The sequence below is a fragment of the Photobacterium sanctipauli genome (assembly GCF_003026495.1).
Taxonomy (GTDB): domain Bacteria; phylum Pseudomonadota; class Gammaproteobacteria; order Enterobacterales; family Vibrionaceae; genus Photobacterium; species Photobacterium sanctipauli.
The window spans coordinates 174,831-189,722 of sequence record NZ_PYMA01000003.1 but is presented as its reverse complement, the minus strand read 5'-3'; the positions used below and the strand labels follow the sequence as shown (position 1 = coordinate 189,722).

General features: G+C 45.9%; 15 protein-coding genes. 8 read left to right on the top strand and 7 right to left on the bottom strand.

Annotation, left to right across the window (positions count from 1 at the left end):
- Positions 1–26 precede the first annotated feature (26 nt).
- The 3 genes from yidZ to C9I98_RS07070 all read right to left on the bottom strand — a co-directional run bounded on the left by yidZ (position 27) and on the right by C9I98_RS07070 (position 3,288).
- On the bottom strand, positions 27–989 hold the full coding sequence (gene yidZ, locus C9I98_RS07080) for an HTH-type transcriptional regulator YidZ (RefSeq protein WP_036832039.1): 963 nt from the start codon (positions 987–989) through the stop codon (positions 27–29).
- On the bottom strand, positions 964–2,175 hold the full coding sequence (locus C9I98_RS07075; protein ID WP_036832041.1) for an MFS transporter: 1,212 nt from the start codon (positions 2,173–2,175) through the stop codon (positions 964–966). The genes yidZ and C9I98_RS07075 overlap by 26 nt, the downstream gene beginning before the upstream one ends.
- A 111-nt stretch (positions 2,176–2,286) precedes the next feature.
- On the bottom strand, positions 2,287–3,288 hold the full coding sequence (locus C9I98_RS07070; protein WP_051902701.1) for a YdcF family protein: 1,002 nt from the start codon (positions 3,286–3,288) through the stop codon (positions 2,287–2,289).
- 171 nt (positions 3,289–3,459) lie between these two features.
- On the opposite strand from C9I98_RS07070, the gene C9I98_RS07065 reads away from it, so the two are divergent.
- The gene (locus C9I98_RS07065) at positions 3,460–3,864 is read left to right on the top strand and encodes a VOC family protein (protein ID WP_036832044.1); all 405 of its coding nucleotides are present in this window, start codon (positions 3,460–3,462) and stop codon (positions 3,862–3,864) included.
- Between the two features lie 77 nt (positions 3,865–3,941).
- Here the strand turns inward: C9I98_RS07065 and C9I98_RS07060 are convergent, their stop codons facing one another.
- From C9I98_RS07060 to C9I98_RS07050, 3 genes are all read right to left on the bottom strand, one after another.
- Positions 3,942–5,924 (bottom strand): flavohemoglobin expression-modulating QEGLA motif protein, encoded by a 1,983-nt coding sequence (locus C9I98_RS07060; RefSeq protein ID WP_107271782.1) that lies wholly within the window; start codon positions 5,922–5,924, stop codon positions 3,942–3,944.
- Positions 5,908–6,936, bottom strand: a complete 1,029-nt coding sequence (gshB, locus tag C9I98_RS07055; RefSeq protein WP_036820863.1) for a glutathione synthase — start codon at positions 6,934–6,936, stop codon at positions 5,908–5,910. The genes C9I98_RS07060 and gshB overlap by 17 nt, the downstream gene beginning before the upstream one ends.
- Before the next feature lie 117 nt (positions 6,937–7,053).
- Complete coding sequence (locus C9I98_RS07050; protein WP_036820860.1) at positions 7,054–7,410, bottom strand: MaoP family protein; 357 nt, start codon at positions 7,408–7,410, stop codon at positions 7,054–7,056.
- A gap of 207 nt (positions 7,411–7,617) precedes the next feature.
- On the opposite strand from C9I98_RS07050, the gene hdfR reads away from it, so the two are divergent.
- The 6 genes from hdfR (at position 7,618) to ribA (ending at position 11,488) form a co-directional block, all read left to right on the top strand.
- Positions 7,618–8,478: an HTH-type transcriptional regulator HdfR gene (gene hdfR / locus C9I98_RS07045; RefSeq protein WP_036820857.1), complete on the top strand. Its 861-nt coding sequence runs from the start codon at positions 7,618–7,620 to the stop codon at positions 8,476–8,478.
- Between the two features lie 327 nt (positions 8,479–8,805).
- Positions 8,806–8,964 (top strand): hypothetical protein, encoded by a 159-nt coding sequence (locus tag C9I98_RS26635; RefSeq protein ID WP_170111211.1) that lies wholly within the window; start codon positions 8,806–8,808, stop codon positions 8,962–8,964.
- Positions 8,965–9,141: 177 nt separating this feature from the next.
- Positions 9,142–9,444, top strand: coding sequence for a DUF6916 family protein (locus C9I98_RS07035; protein WP_036820851.1), 303 nt, complete (start codon positions 9,142–9,144; stop codon positions 9,442–9,444).
- A gap of 120 nt (positions 9,445–9,564) precedes the next feature.
- Entirely contained in the window at positions 9,565–9,750 is a 186-nt protein-coding gene (locus tag C9I98_RS07030) for a restriction endonuclease subunit S domain-containing protein (protein WP_036820849.1), read from the top strand.
- Between the two features lie 257 nt (positions 9,751–10,007).
- Positions 10,008–10,169, top strand: a complete 162-nt coding sequence (locus C9I98_RS26490) for a hypothetical protein (RefSeq protein WP_158262669.1) — start codon at positions 10,008–10,010, stop codon at positions 10,167–10,169.
- A gap of 266 nt (positions 10,170–10,435) precedes the next feature.
- On the top strand, positions 10,436–11,488 hold the full coding sequence (ribA, locus tag C9I98_RS07025) for a GTP cyclohydrolase II (protein ID WP_081879043.1): 1,053 nt from the start codon (positions 10,436–10,438) through the stop codon (positions 11,486–11,488).
- 86 nt (positions 11,489–11,574) lie between these two features.
- Here ribA and C9I98_RS07020 read toward each other — a convergent pair whose 3' ends face one another.
- Positions 11,575–12,330 carry a substrate-binding periplasmic protein gene (locus C9I98_RS07020; protein WP_107271781.1) on the bottom strand — a complete coding sequence of 252 codons (756 nt, stop codon included), beginning with the start codon at positions 12,328–12,330 and terminating at the stop codon, positions 11,575–11,577.
- Positions 12,331–12,408: 78 nt separating this feature from the next.
- Here C9I98_RS07020 and C9I98_RS07015 point away from each other — a divergent pair, with 78 nt between their 5' ends.
- Positions 12,409–14,883, top strand: coding sequence for a response regulator (locus C9I98_RS07015; protein ID WP_036821502.1), 2,475 nt, complete (start codon positions 12,409–12,411; stop codon positions 14,881–14,883).
- Positions 14,884–14,892: the final 9 nt, after the last annotated feature.

The window sequence follows — 14,892 nt, the reverse complement described above, 5'->3', positions numbered from 1 at the left end:
TAGATAGCTCCTATTAGGGGGAAGCATTAAGCCCGGTTCGCACTAACTAGTTGCTTAATGGCTTCTTTCAGCCATATCAACTTAGGGGTATGGCTGTTGCGTTTGTGCCACATGAGGGTAAATGGAACATCCAGCTCTAGGTTTTCTTTATCATCAAGCGGTATTGGCTTGGCAACCAAATTGGGGTGGTGGTGTTTGATGTACTCACGACAATAGCCTGGCGCTGTGGTCATCAATTTCGGGTCTTCTAGCTCAGCCATGAACAATGACTGCTCGAAAGTCGATACCGACATAGCGATATTGCGCTTTAATCCCATAGCAGCAATCACTTCGTCTAAAGCCCAACTTTCCCTGGCTTCCCACAATACAGTGATATGCGCATATTGAAGGAAAGTCGCCAGCGTCCAATCTTGCTTGGTAGCCGGGTGATCTTTACGCATGTACACCATCGGTCTCTCGGTGAACAATACCTCGTAGTCGATGTAGTAGGGCAGCAGAGCCAAGGTTTCCTGCGAGCGGTGATGGGTTTCACGTCCAGTGAATCCGATGTCGGCATTACCACTGATGATGGCTTCCAATGAATCGTAGTCCCAGTTGCGGATCTTGATGTTCGCATCGTGGTATTGCTGATTGATCATCTGCGGCAGCTGGCTGAGTAACACCATGTGCAAAGGGGACTCCATCATTAATTGGAATGTAACCCCTTTCGGTGTATCCGAACCACGCTTAGACGATAGCTGGGTTCCGATTTGGAACCACTCCGATAACTCACTTTCCATGCTGAGCGATAGCAGTGTTGGCTGAAGCCCCTGTGGGGTTCGGACAAACAGAGGATCGTCAAACCACTCACGTAACTTGGTTAGAGACTTACTGACTGCCGAAGGGGTAACCGAGAGCTTTTTCGCAGCTTTGGTTACGCTGCGCTCCTGCAACAGTAACTGCAAAGTAATGAGCAGGTTGAGGTCAAGACGATGCAGTGGCTTGTTCATGATTATTGGCCTTAGGCGTGTTCTGGTGGAATGGAATAACTAACATCAAGATAATACTGATTATTCCGGTGAAGATCAGCAAGCTGGTGAGCATGGTTTCTGCACTGAACCCTAACCCACCCATGATAGAAATATAGCCTGCTGAAAAAGACACTTGGCATATACCGAGTACCGAGCTTGCTACGCCAGCCCGTTGACTAAATGGGCTGAGTGCCTGACTCATTACCGAGCCGAACCCCATCGAAAAGCCTGCGCAAATCAAGGCAAAGCCGATAAGGCTGATCGGGTTCGGTAATAGGCCAAGGGTGGTGGCAAAAATTAGGCTCCCTGAAACAATGAATAAGATCATGGCTGTGATCACCATGCGTTTTTGTCCCCATAGTGTCAGTAGCTTAGGGGCACTGAACGAAGTGGCCATGCTCACGCCAGCCAGTGCAGCCATTGCCGTGGAGTATTGTCCGGTCGTAAAACCCATGCTATTCATTAACAAAAATGGTGACGCGTTCACATAGGTCAGGATGGCCGTTACCCCTAGGGCGGAAATCATCAGGCGACTGATAAAGAGTGGTGAGATAAGTGATTCTTGAGCAAGAGGTTGTGAAGCCAACGGCTGTTGGTCAGGTTTTGCAGTAGCCTTCCCCTTTGTTTCTTTGAGAAGAAATAAGCAAGCTAGCCCAATAACAGTGGCAGTGATCACTTGGGTGATAAACAAACTAGGCCACTCATACCTCAGCAAAATGAAGTGCCCCAACACGGGGGCCAGTACAGGTACGATACAAACAATGCCGTTAATCATCGATAGTACCTTAGCGCGTTGTTCATCGTTAAGGGCGTCGCGTAAAATGGCATAGGTCACCACATTGCAGAATCCAGCCCCAATACCTTGGAAAAAGCGGGAAGCAAGAAAAGCATCGGCATTGGTGACATAGGCAGCGAGTAAAGATGATAGGGCGAAAATACTTGCGCCAATTAGCGCAACAGGCTTGCGCCCTATCTTATCGGCGAGCCAACCAGCGACCAGCATGGTAGTCGCCATGCCAGCGAGGTAGATTGAAAAGGCAGTGTGGAGCACCACTTCTGATGCCTGCAAATCGTCGGCAATACGAGGCAAGCCGACAAGGTAAAGGTCGATACCCAATGGGTACATCAGCACAAGCGCGAAGCTACAAAAGAGTAATTTGGACATAATAAGCAGTACTCGGAGTCGAGAAGAAAACGTTTGCAGACTACTTGGAATCAGGCTTATCGCCTAGTTGCCATATGGACAACTGTGTTTTCCTAATTGGAAACGGCAAGATCAAACCTGCACCACCCCGCCGCAATCAAATGCTGGCATTCCATAGCCTCGTAGTGCATCGATATAGCAGTTAAGCCGTGTTTGACCACTAGGGTAGGGCGTTTCTGATAACCCATCTTTGACCGCCATGTGGTTGAATGTAACTCGGTGGCTGTGGTGTTTTTGCTGAATGACATCGAACAAAATTTGTGAGCGGTGAACATGGATTGAAGCGCTGACGATAGTGGCGGCTTGAATATGATGGTGGTGCAAAATCGCCAGGCTGTTTTTGGCATTTTCTATGGTGTTGGCCGCCTGGTCTTCCATCACTATTCGATTGGTGTTCACTCCCTGCGATACTAACCAATGTTTCATCTGTTCGGCTTCTGTTGTACCTGCGGTTTTTACTCCTCCCGTGACGATAATTTGGCTTCGTGGGTGTAGTGCCGCAACCGCCAGTGTGGCTTGCAATCTTAATAAAAGCGGCTCGGCAATAGCGCCATTGGCATTGAGCTTGTAACCCAAAGTCACAATTGCATGTTTCGGCTGTGCCGTAGTCGAGGTGTGGGGGGCTTGTGCTTGGTATTTTTTGGGGGGGTGATAGCTAATCGGGCTGGCAAGGCTGTTCTTTATGACGGAGATAACGTCGGATATTGCCTGCTTGGATTCCGGCGCAATGGCATTGAGTGATTTTAGGTGGCTTGATACAGTCAACTGGTTGCCCTGTGCATGTTGCCATATCGCCAGATAGCTATGTAATTTCGTTTGCTGGGTGCGATTAGCGGTGGTTAAGGCTTGCTGGTATTGGTTTAGTGCCAAGGAAACGTTGCCGCGATAGCTCTCGATATTTGCCATTGTCGTTAGAATGTCTGACTGTTCGTAGCCGGTTGCAAGTGGCAGCGCTTTAGATAGGTGGTACTGTACGCCATCCAAGTTGGAAACCAGTTTACCGTCTAATTCGTAGTTGTGGCGGTTAGGGCTATTGTAAGCAGCAAGTGCTTGTTTTATCAGTTTGCTTTTCAATGGTTATTTCGCTTGTGTGTATAAATGGTTGGGCGGCAACTTACTTCGTCTACACTCAAATAGTGTTCAGTCTTACCAATGTATTAGCATGCAATATCCCATACTTGAACGCAATGAACAGGCGATTTAGAAGTAAAAGAAATGCCTGCAATTTAGAACAAGGAGATGACGATGGCGAACCCAAACTTATTCCAAAAACACGGTGCATTTAGCTGGTCTGAACTGATGACAGACGACCCGGAAAAGGCGGTTGCGTTTTATACCCAAACCATAGGTTGGGAAGTCGAAGCAATGCCAATGCCTCAGGGGACATACCATGTCCTTAAAGCTGGGGGCGATCCTGTGGGTGGGGTAATGGCCAAGCCAGAAGGCTATGAGCATATTCCAAACCATTGGGGCACGTATGTCACGGTTGATAATGTCGATGCCACCTTGGAAAAAGTGCTCGCGGCAGGCGGTAAAGCCGTGTATGAACCGATGGATGTACCGGGCGTCGGTCGGATGTGCTCAATCAGCGACCCGGATGGGGCGATCGTATCGATCATCACCTACGAGAATAAAGATTGCGATGAATGATGCTGTGCCGATTGAGTGAAGGAAACCGCTTGGTTATTGGGTTTACCCACCAAGCGGTTTTTTTAGTGTTGCCGTTTTTATTTGATCGAGCTAAGCATAAAATCGATGATTGGTTCGCGATGATCTTTCAAGCTCAGTGCTTTTGGCATAAAGGCTGGCTTTTGTAAGATCTCTCGGGTGATCAACTCATCAAGTAAAGGCTTGAACTCAAACCCTGTTTTACCCACAAACAGCGAAGCGAGATCTTCGTGTTGGTAGGCATTTAACGCATCCCGCAACCCTTTTAGGTACAGGTAGTCCTTGGTAAAGCCGCCGCCACGGTAAACCCGTGCAGTGATAGTAAAGGCATCATCATTGCTGACCTGATAGTCATGCCTTAGGGCATGGAAAGTATCAGCGAAGCTTTCGCCTTTCACCATCATATCCACCGCAACAACACGCAAGGCGAGTGTTTTTAGGCGATGAAGCGGGAAGCTGCCCGACAAGTGCTCGCACAAAATAGCCAGCCCCTCTTGGGTGTGGGTATTCCCCGGCAGCCCAAGTTTCAGTACCTTAAGCGGTTGCCTATCAGCATTGGCCGTTGTCACCAAATGGACACCCAGCTCATGGTGGATCAGCGCGTTGAGATCTTTTTGGGTAAACTTACAGCCCAAATTCACCTTGATGCTTCTGCCGCTCACCATGGCTCTCGCAATCAGTTGCTTTGAGCCAACCACACTGCATTTAACGCCATAATCTTCAGCCGCTGCCTTGAACTGTTCAATGGCTTGTTGGGCCGTCAGTGTCGGCATTTCAGGCTCGTCATACTCACGGGCATGAAGAATGAAATTGGCATTGGCAATATCACGTTGATCCGGCTGCCCATAGTAGCGCAATGAGTTATATAGGAACTCATCGGTACCGATACTGGTGAGCAGATCAATTCTAACTGCCAGTTGATCAATGACTTTGCGGTACATCTTTTGGATATCGGCATCGCGGATATCCTCCACCGGTAATCGGTATAACTGCTCCCTGAACTTATAGGGATCAATGTTTAGCTGCCGATAGGTAAATGCCAGCTGATAGTCATGCGGGTGGTGTAAAAACCGGCGCTTTTCCTGCTTGATATTGCTTGGGTTAATATAGCTAAGCGTATTGATCCCACGCGCAATCGAAAACAGTTGACGATCAAGCTTGATCACCTCTTTTGGTAATTTTGAAGCTAGCACATGGCCACGTGTCAGGCGTTTTACCTTTGTGCGCCGCAAAATCGTCTCTGCGGCGTGTTCGGTAATCACGGTTTTCATCCCTTCTTTCATTTTTTCAATGACGAGTGGGAAGCTGTCACCGCGTGTTTCATCCATGAAGACCTTCTTCACCTCTAGCGGCATGATCAAGGTATTGGCGAAGCGAGCTTTAATGAAGCTGGCTTGGTACCCCATGCCCTGAAACACGTCGTTGATATTGGCGCTCACCTCAATATTCGGCAATTCTACCTGCGCTAATCTGTCGACAAGGCTTTTTACCTCTTTGTGCCAACGGCGGGTGTTAACCTGCTTGGTGCCAAGGTTGAACACCGGTGTATCTCGCTCAATTCGCTGGTGGTTGTAGGAATGGATGTCATACAACAGGCACAAGCCAAACTTGCTCTCTAGCGTATCAATCAAGCAAGCAAGAATGCGGTAGTAGCAATCGTGCTTGGCAACCGACGTTTCCCGTTCATCGGGAAGCAATGGGGTAGACCATACTTGCTTACCCCAAGCCTCTTTGTAGATACACTGATCCGGTGCACGGTTGAGATCATACTCATAGCGAGAATCTTCCGCCTGCAGCACGACTGGCAGTGAAGCGATAAAGTCGCCCGTAAACGGATCCTCTTCAAAATAGCGCTCTTCCTCGGTCAGTTGGCATTTAGGCTGAAGCTCTCCCCTTAGTCGATGACCGTGGTGGATTGCCGTTGCCACATAAGGCTGATATTCGCTGATCCGAATGGTCAGGCTGCCGTCATTGAGTTGTGCCTCAAATGGAATGAGGTGCTGGATCTTGTCCAGCATTTCCGCTTCAGTAAGTTGTAGCATCGGCGATCACCTGGCGGAACTCATTCTTCCTCGCAATGCTAACTTCTTTTGCCACAACCACGCTTTCTACGAAATCGAGCACCTTGCTTTGTAGCTTGGTACGGTTCAATCGGTTGATACGCGTAATGCCGCCAGGGCTGAGTACGTTGACTTCAACGAGCTTGCCGTTAATCACGTCCAAACCGACAAAGTACAAGCCGTCACGCACCAGCTTCGGACCAATATGCTTGCATAAGCGCAACTCTTGCTTGGTCAGCGTATGCTTCACTTCTTTACCGCCAGCATGGATGTTAGAACGAACATCACCTTGAGCGGGAACCCGACGCATGGCACCAATCGGTTCGCCGTTAAGCATCATAATGCGAACATCACCGGCTTCGGCGCCTTCGATATAGTCCTGCAAGATGACATAGTTCTTATCGTCACCAATGTAAAAATCGAGCAGTGATTTCATACTTGATTTTGCGCTTTTCTCAATCAAGATAACGCCTTTACCGCCATAGCCGTTCAATGGCTTGAGGATCATGCGGTCGCTGCTGCTTTCATCCAGTACACGCTCTAGGTAGTCGCGGTTCTTGGAAACATGCGTGACCGGAATGAATTCATTGTTCGGATCCGGTAGCGATGTGGTGTACAGCTTGTTATTCGCCACACGTAGGCCGTCGATATCATTGACTATAAACGTATGGTCGCGCACAGAATCAAGAAAGTTCAGTGCCATGGTATCTAGCGGCGGGTTAGCGCGCATGAAGATCACATCAAACCCAGCCAATGGCAATTGCGCTTTGGTAAACGTTGCCTTGCGGTAGAAACTCGGAATATTTGCCGAGATCTCGCCTTGCTTTAATACCTTACAAAAAGCGATTGCCGTACTGTGACGCATGGTTAGGTTATTAGGCGTTGTAATGGCAACCGTGTGGCCGCGTGAGGCAGCTTCGTGAATAAGACGCAGTGTTGAGTCGTTTTCTGGCTCAACTTTGTCCCACGGGTACATAACAAAACAAATCTTCATAGCATTAGCCCAATGTCTGCCATTTTTGACAGGTAAAGAGAAATAAGCCATCGCACGGTTGTGGATGGCTTGTGTTCTTGGTTCATTAATTACGGTGCAGTGGGCACCGCTGGTTAGTTAGATATCGAGGTCCGAATCGCCATCGGTATCAATCGTCAAATCGTCATCACCGTAGCTACTGTTTGAACTGCGTTGAGAGACGCAAAGGGTGTAGCTTCTAACCTTGGTGGAGGTTCTGGTAACGTATTTAATCCAGCACTTTGCGTAGTTGGATTGCACTGTAAGCAGGCCGGTTATCTCGTCTACAAACAGTTTTTCGGCTTCACTGCTTGGAAGCAGTGACCCATCAGAGAGGCCGTGCATGGTGCGGCCAAAAGTTTCAAGTAAGTTAGATTCATTTATGGTGAAAACACCTGAACGGTTAAAGCCTCGTGGGAAATTTCTATCGTCGTAAAATTTGCCTACACTTCTCATTAATCTGCTTCCTGATGAGATTTTGCGCAGATATTCATTGATGACCAGCTGGAAGTAAATCAAATGTTTCTCGTCGTCACGATAAGAAAATTTGATTAAGATTTAGTGAGTGTGCGGTGTACTATGCCCTAGCTATTTCTGCCAAATAGTGCAGATTGAAACACATGGGGTTACCCCTTTTATTCTTCTTCGTTATCGAGAACGCTAGTGGATACTGAATTACTTAGAACCTTCTTAGAAGTCACTAAAACTCGCCACTTTGGTCGAGCGGCAGACAATTTATTCCTAACCCAGTCGGCGGTGAGCTTTCGCATCCGTCAGCTTGAATCCCAGCTAGGCAATGATCTGTTTTCGAGGCAGCGTGGGAATGTACACCTAACGGCTGCCGGTGAGCGCTTGCAACCTTATGCCGAGGCGATACTGCAAACATGGGGTCGAGCCAAACAGGATGTGGCCTTGACTGACGGTCATAACCAGCAAGTGACCATTGGCGCCTCACCGATGTTTTGGGAGTTCGATGGTTTGTCGGATTGGATTAGTCGCATCTACCGTGATGTTGAAGGACTCGCATTGCGCTTGGAGTCCGTACCGCGCCAGAGCATGTCGCAGAAGCTGTTCGATAAAAGTATTGATGTTGCTATTACCAGTGAGCCGCCTCGAATCGAGCACCTGCAAGTCAGTAAAGCGAAGGACTTCCAACTGCAGCTGGTTAGCCGAACCGAAAACTGCACACTGGAGATGGTGAAGGGAATGCCTTTGGTTTTTCTTGATTGGGGGACCCGTTTTTCGGTTGAGCATAGCCGGATTGCTGAACTACAGAAAACGCCAATCATGCATACCCACTCAAGCCGGATGGCGTTGGATTTCCTCATCAATAGTGGTGGGGCGGGCTATTTGCCTTCGCCCGTGGTTGCTCAGAGCGTGCAGGACGGGTTGCTTTACCCTGTTGAAGATGCCCCGGTTATGGAGCAGTCGCTTTATCTGGTATGGCGAGAAGACAGTGAAAAGCTTGATATTCTAACGACGATGTTGAATGTCCCTTTCCATGAAATCGCTGAAAGCGTGTAATTGATAAAAATCATTTGTCGTCCACGCAAAAATTGTTCGTTGTACAGCCGGTGTCGCTGTCACTTATGCTCGGCGCTGTACCCAGCCACTTGGGTATATATCCGCTAGGCATAGGGTAGGTGAGATGCTTATCACAAATGGCATGCTTGGGGTGTTGGCGGCGCTATTCTTTTTTATTGGCCCGTTCGCCTTTAGCGTAATTGTCATAATTGAAGATTACTATTCAATATCTATTGGCGGCGATATTCGGTTATTGGCATATATCGTCGCTAGTGTGCAAACAATCAGTTTTGGTTATTTACTCTGGAATACTTTCAGGAAAAAAGCATGGCTAAGTTAGATCAAAAGTTTTCGAAAGGGCTTAAGTCGAAGCAAAAGTTCAACTTTGAAGATGACTTTCAGGATTTTGGACAGCATTCACGCAAGAAAAAGCGCCGTATTGCACGACAGCGTGACACATTTCCGGAGTATAACGACGACTATTAATCAGTAGCATAACTTCAAGCTATCCATTGCGGGCTTGAAGTCAAACCATTGAGATACCGAACAGGGGGCACTTTTTGCCCCCTGTTCTGATCTTGGCTTTTCGTCATGGTTTGTGATTTTGGTATAGGCTTAAACCAATCCAATAAGTTAAATCTCTGTAGCTTGATGGGAGTGTTTATGAATCCGCTGTCGTTAAAGAATGTCGAAAAGCTCATTGGTGAATCTGTTCGTCTTTTTGACCAATCTGGTCAGGAAGGGGAGTTTACTATCCAAAGCGTGACCCAACTCGAGCGCCATGGAATGGATGATCTCGGTCGTATGGTTGAGCATTTTGTGATTAACTTTCAAGGCGATGGTAGTACCCATTTCCCTGATGGTCATTACCACTTTAAGCACCCTAAGTTGGGCGAAATTGAGTTGTTTGTAATCCACAAGCATGACCATGAGTATGAAATCATGGTGGATAGCCAACAAGTCTGAGCCGGATTTGGCTGGTTTTCAGCCAGGATTCAGCGCTGGATGTGGTTCCTGCTACCACCTTGGGATGGCTTGGGTATATAATACCCGCAGTTTATTGTTAAGAATGCAAGAGTGTTAAACATGCTAGAGAACCTAAGTATCCCTGAAGGGATTGAACAAGAGCCAGAGCTGGCAATCCCATCGATTGATGAGCAAAAGCGCATTGTAGAAGAGCTGAAGCGTCTTGAAGAAGCTGGTGAACTAACACCTGAAATTCTAGAAGAATTCATGACTGGCAAGCGCACTCTTGCAGCAGACGAAGAGTAATTTCTAACGTCTTATACCCAAGTTACTTCAAGGGCAGGGTTCTTATAAATTCTCGCTGAGCCTGCATCTTGAACTAGTTTGGGGTTATCTGAAACGGCACCGAAAGGTGTCGTTTTTGTCTGAAACCACCTTTTAAACTTGCATAATTTTCCTGTTATGCCTCGCAAATCTTATCTTGAAACCCTGGCCAGAAAGATTTGACGCTTTGGTGATGGTATTTTGACGCACTGTTAAAGATCACTACCAAAGGAGGGGTTGTGAAAGCGCATATAACAGTTAAGGGGCTTAAACACCGCTTTAAGGTTATAAAGAGCCAAGAAGGCTATTATTTATATCGGCGAAAATTTTATTTTATTTGGGTTAGTGATGGCGAAAATTATCCAACCAAATATGCAGCCGTGGGTGAAATTCCATATTAAATTTGAACAATGATGACCTTTAAACATTATGGTGTTCTTGGCCATAATTATCCGAAAAGATGTTAATGTATGAATTATAATCTTTATAGTTTAAATACATTAGCCTTGAAGTTTTTTTATTGATACTTGTTGCATAGCTAGTGGCAAAAAAATACAACAAAAATCTTGTCTTCCACCTAACTTAACTATACTCAGAAGTATGGATATGCAGGCAGTAATTATTGCGTCTTCGCATATGTTCTGATTGTAATTAAGGAGCACATTAGATGGTTGAAGAAATTCAGTTCTATGAACCTGATGAATTACATGGTTTTTTGTCCAATTTCTCCCCAAGCCCTATCACATTAAGTAATGTTGTATGGCCCACCAGTGAACACTATTATCAAGCTCAAAAATTTGATGACCCAGACATCCAAAATGAAATTCTGCACGCTCCAACACCTGATGAAGCCTTCCGTTTAAGCCGACATTATGCCAATAAGGTGAAGAAAGACTGGATGGATGTAAGACATGCGGTAATGCGCTATATCGTGTTTGAAAAATTCCGTCAGAACAATCAGCTGGCCCACTTACTGGTGAGTACCGGCGATAAATTGTTGACCGAGCACTCCCATAAAGACAGTTACTGGGGGGATGGTGGTGATGGTAAAGGCCAAAATGAGCTAGGTAAAATTCTAATGGAAGTAAGGGATTACTTCGCTGAAAGAGAGCCTTATAACTTGGTTCATTTTGTTGATAGTGCCAAGTTGCCTACACAGTGGGGCACCTTCCAAATGTATGGCTTTGTTGAGCAGAGCACAGGTAAAGAGCACCTTGCATTGGTATACGGCGAGCTTGATGCTAACCAACCACCGCTGATCCGCCTACACTCGGAATGTTTAACCGGTGATGCCCTGTTTAGTGCGCGCTGCGATTGTGGCTTCCAGCTATCAAGAGCGATGGAGAATATCGTGAATGCAGGAAGCGGGGTACTATTCTATTTACGCCAAGAAGGGCGTGGTATTGGATTGATCAATAAAATTCGTGCCTATCACTTACAAGATAATGGCGCCGATACCGTAGAGGCGAATGAAGCATTAGGCTTTGCCGCTGATATGCGTGATTACTCTTTCTGCCGTGGCATGTTGAGTTTCTTAAACATTAAGTCTGTTAATTTGATGACAAATAATCCACGTAAGGTGAAAGCACTAGAAAAAGCAGGTATTGATATTAATAAACGCGTCGCTTTGCAAGAGGGAAATAACCCTCATAATAATGGTTATTTAAAAACGAAAGCAGCGAAACTCGGTCATATGTTCGATGATGCGTTTATAAAATAATTTAACCTATTTTATTTTTAATACTAAAAAGCCACCAAATTGGTGGCTTTTATTATGGTTGGTATCCTGATGATGGTTGTAAAAAGTTAAATGTACGGTTTGACGATATCACTTAACTTACCTGCACTTTTTAATTCAACCAGTCTTTTATTAATAAAGGCCTGTATTTCAGGATCCATGTTTGGGTCAAAGGCCAAGTAGATTGGGTAGTCGGGGATAACCGCATTAAATGGCTGGATTTGATAATTGGTTAGCTTTTGGTTTTGCTTATCGAGGTTATATTTGATACGTGATTCCATCTCAACAAATGCGGTATCACCTGGGAGTTTCTTAATCACACGAAAGGCCGCATTGTAGTCTTTGACTCGCAATTCTTCGACTTTGCCATCTTCAATGTAAGGGGTGAGCTGAGGGTAGTCAAAACCATGTAGCAATACAACGACTTTGTCTTCCATGTCATCCATCGAGTTGAAATCTAGTGACTTCTTGTTACTGCTCATGAGCACGTGTTTGACATTATAAATGGGTATTTCCGATAAGTTTTCTGCCTGAACGCCACCCCAGCGAGGGCTACCGTATGTGACCCAATTGGGCTCACCACCAGCCTCCAGTAACGTGATCATTCGATTAAAAGGGTAGGTATGAGTGTCAATATCGTATTGGCTACCTTCAAAGACGGCCTTAACGATATCAGTAACAATACCTTTATGCGTGTTATTCTCTTCAATTTGAAATGGTGCCGCTTGTTTTGCGATGACATAGTAATTAATCGTTTCTGAATTTTCAGCAAAACTAGAGCAAGATAACATTAGTGCTATTGACAGCAGTGATTTTTTAAACATTTTCGTATCCTTACTAAACTATCCAAACGGAACGTCTATTATTATGTTAGTAGAGTAATAATAAGATGCGAGTTTAGGATGAACGAAACGTATCAAACTTTGAAACCGAAGCGCAAAATTAGCTTATCGAAGCAACTTTTGTTTTTTATTGTGCTAATCAGCTCAGTATTTACATTACTATCAACAGCCTTCAGCCTTTATTTGGATTATAAAGACGAGTTGGCTGATATCGATACCCGGTTTGAACAAATTCATGAAAGCTTTTTTTCAGGACTGACCTCTAGTCTATGGGTGGAAGATCGTGAGCTGTTGCTAACCCAAGCTGAGGGGATCATGCACCTCCCAACAATATCGTCGTTGGTCATCCAAGATGATACTGAAGTGATAATAGAGTTAGGCACGACTTTAACTGATCAGAAGGTTGAAAAGTCATGGGTGATGACCCAACAGGTCGGCAGTAAATCATTCGATCTGGCAACCTTAACCTTGCAATCAGATTTGGAAATGGTTTATCAAGGGCTATTTGACAAATTTCTGCTATTGCTTCTAGGCCAGACCATTCAAATATCATTGATAGCGGTATTTATCCTATTAATTGCTTATCGTTTGCTGGTACGCCCGTTGACCGTCATGTCTAAAGCGGTGACTCAGTTTGATGATAAAAACGTTCCCTTGCCAATAAACCTGCCAAAGCGATGGATGAACGATGAGATCACCACACTTTCGCAGCAATATAATGGGACGGTTTCCCATATCAGGGATAACTACCAGCAACTCGAAGAGGCACGAAAGGTCGCAGAAGAAGCCAACCTGAAGAAAAGCGAATTCTTGGCCAATATGAGCCACGAGATCCGTACCCCAATGAACGGCATTATTGGTTTATCCGGTTTAATGAAAGAGATGGATATTTCATCAGACCAAAAAGAGTATGTGAATATGCTCCATACCTCGTCATTGTCGTTGTTGGATCTTATCAATGACATTTTGGACTTCTCGAAAATTGAGGCCGGTAGGCTTGAGCTGGAATCAATGCCACTGAACCTATTTGAATTGAATAAAGAAGTGGAATCACTGTTCATGGTTCGGGCGGCTGAAAAAGGGCTAGCGTTCAAGTGCACGGTAGATAAACGCGTGAACCCAATGTTGATGGGGGATGCGACCAAACTGCGCCAGATCCTCAACAACTTGGTTAGCAACGCGATTAAGTTCACGGAGCAGGGGTATGTACATATGCATATCCAGCTTGAGGAGCAGTCGGCAACAGGCAGCAGAATACGCTTTGAAGTTATCGACAGCGGTATCGGTGTCCCAGCCGATAAGCAGGAGGCCATTTTTGATAAATTCCAGCAAGCCGACGGTAGTACAACCCGCAAATACGGCGGCACCGGTCTTGGCTTAGCCATTGGCCGTGAAATGGTGTGGTTGATGGGCGGTGAATTATCAATCCAGAGCGCCGAAGGTAAAGGCAGTACGTTCTACTTTGTTTTAGATTTGGCCGAAAATGAACATGAGATATCAGCAGAAGAGAGCAGTGCATTAGAGAACCTAAATGTGTTGCTGGTTGACGATAGCATGTTGAATATGCGGATCACATCAGCCCAGTTAAATGCATTCGGGATCAACTCGACAAGCTGTGAGGATGCGTTAGAAGCGCTTGATCTTGTTGATCAAGCGATCCGTGAAAATAATCCTTACGATATTGTGATTACCGATAAAGTCATGCCTGATGTGGATGGTTTCCAATTAGCACATCAGTTAAAAACCAAATTTGCGAGCCGCTGTCCTAAGATGATGATGATATCGGCTGCGCCAGATGTTGGGGATGATAAGAAAGCCAAGCTGATGGGAATTAGTTGCTACCTTGCACGCCCATATAAAGAGAGTAATTTGAAATGGTCTATTCAGCAGCTGCTTGCATTGCGTGATTCGTCTGTTACGAATGAAATTGTGGCTTACCCTGAGGCCGAAAGTTCATCCATTTTACCATCACAAACCACCCCAGAAGCTTTTTTTGAGTCGGTAAAACCTGCCGCTGGCTCAAAAGATAAAGTGCCTGAAGGTAAGCAAGAGCCAGCGACGGAAACTGAAGCTAAGCCTACTCCGTCTCATGCTAAGACAAAACCAAAGCCAAGTGCTTCGGCGCCATCACCTGACGGTGAGCCTGCAATTGATGTGCTGGTGGTTGAAGATACCTTGATCAATCAGAAAGTCGCCAAAATGATGCTCGAGAAGTTAGGGGCGAATGTACTCATTGCAGAAAATGGGCAGGTTGCTATAGAGCTATACCAAAAGCATCAGTTTGATTTGATCTTTATGGATTGCCAGATGCCAGTCCTTGATGGCTTCGAGGCGACACAAGCTATCCGCAAGCTTGAAAACGGTGATGAGCATATCCCGATTGTTGCGCTTACAGCCAACGTCGTTAAGGAAGAGAAGGACAAATGCTTTGCCGCAGGCATGGATGATTTTGCCTCTAAACCGGTCAGCCAAAAAACATTAGCAGCCATGCTTGATAAACACGTGAAGCTTAACCGTACCATGTCGACAGGTTGATAATCTGCG

Coding starts and splice junctions, on each gene's coding strand:
- C9I98_RS26635 (WP_170111211.1), top strand. CDS start 8,806: ATGGCTAAGTTAGATCAAAAGTTTTCGAAAGGGCTTAAGTCGAAGCAA.
- C9I98_RS07015 (WP_036821502.1), top strand. CDS start 12,409: ATGAACGAAACGTATCAAACTTTGAAACCGAAGCGCAAAATTAGCTTA.
- C9I98_RS07065 (WP_036832044.1), top strand. CDS start 3,460: ATGGCGAACCCAAACTTATTCCAAAAACACGGTGCATTTAGCTGGTCT.
- C9I98_RS07060 (WP_107271782.1), bottom strand. CDS start 5,924: ATGCTACAACTTACTGAAGCGGAAATGCTGGACAAGATCCAGCACCTC.
- gshB (WP_036820863.1), bottom strand. CDS start 6,936: ATGAAGATTTGTTTTGTTATGTACCCGTGGGACAAAGTTGAGCCAGAA.
- ribA (WP_081879043.1), top strand. CDS start 10,436: ATGGTTGAAGAAATTCAGTTCTATGAACCTGATGAATTACATGGTTTT.
- C9I98_RS07030 (WP_036820849.1), top strand. CDS start 9,565: ATGCTAGAGAACCTAAGTATCCCTGAAGGGATTGAACAAGAGCCAGAG.
- C9I98_RS07075 (WP_036832041.1), bottom strand. CDS start 2,175: ATGTCCAAATTACTCTTTTGTAGCTTCGCGCTTGTGCTGATGTACCCA.
- C9I98_RS07050 (WP_036820860.1), bottom strand. CDS start 7,410: ATGAGAAGTGTAGGCAAATTTTACGACGATAGAAATTTCCCACGAGGC.
- yidZ (WP_036832039.1), bottom strand. CDS start 989: ATGAACAAGCCACTGCATCGTCTTGACCTCAACCTGCTCATTACTTTG.
- C9I98_RS07035 (WP_036820851.1), top strand. CDS start 9,142: ATGAATCCGCTGTCGTTAAAGAATGTCGAAAAGCTCATTGGTGAATCT.
- C9I98_RS07020 (WP_107271781.1), bottom strand. CDS start 12,330: ATGTTTAAAAAATCACTGCTGTCAATAGCACTAATGTTATCTTGCTCT.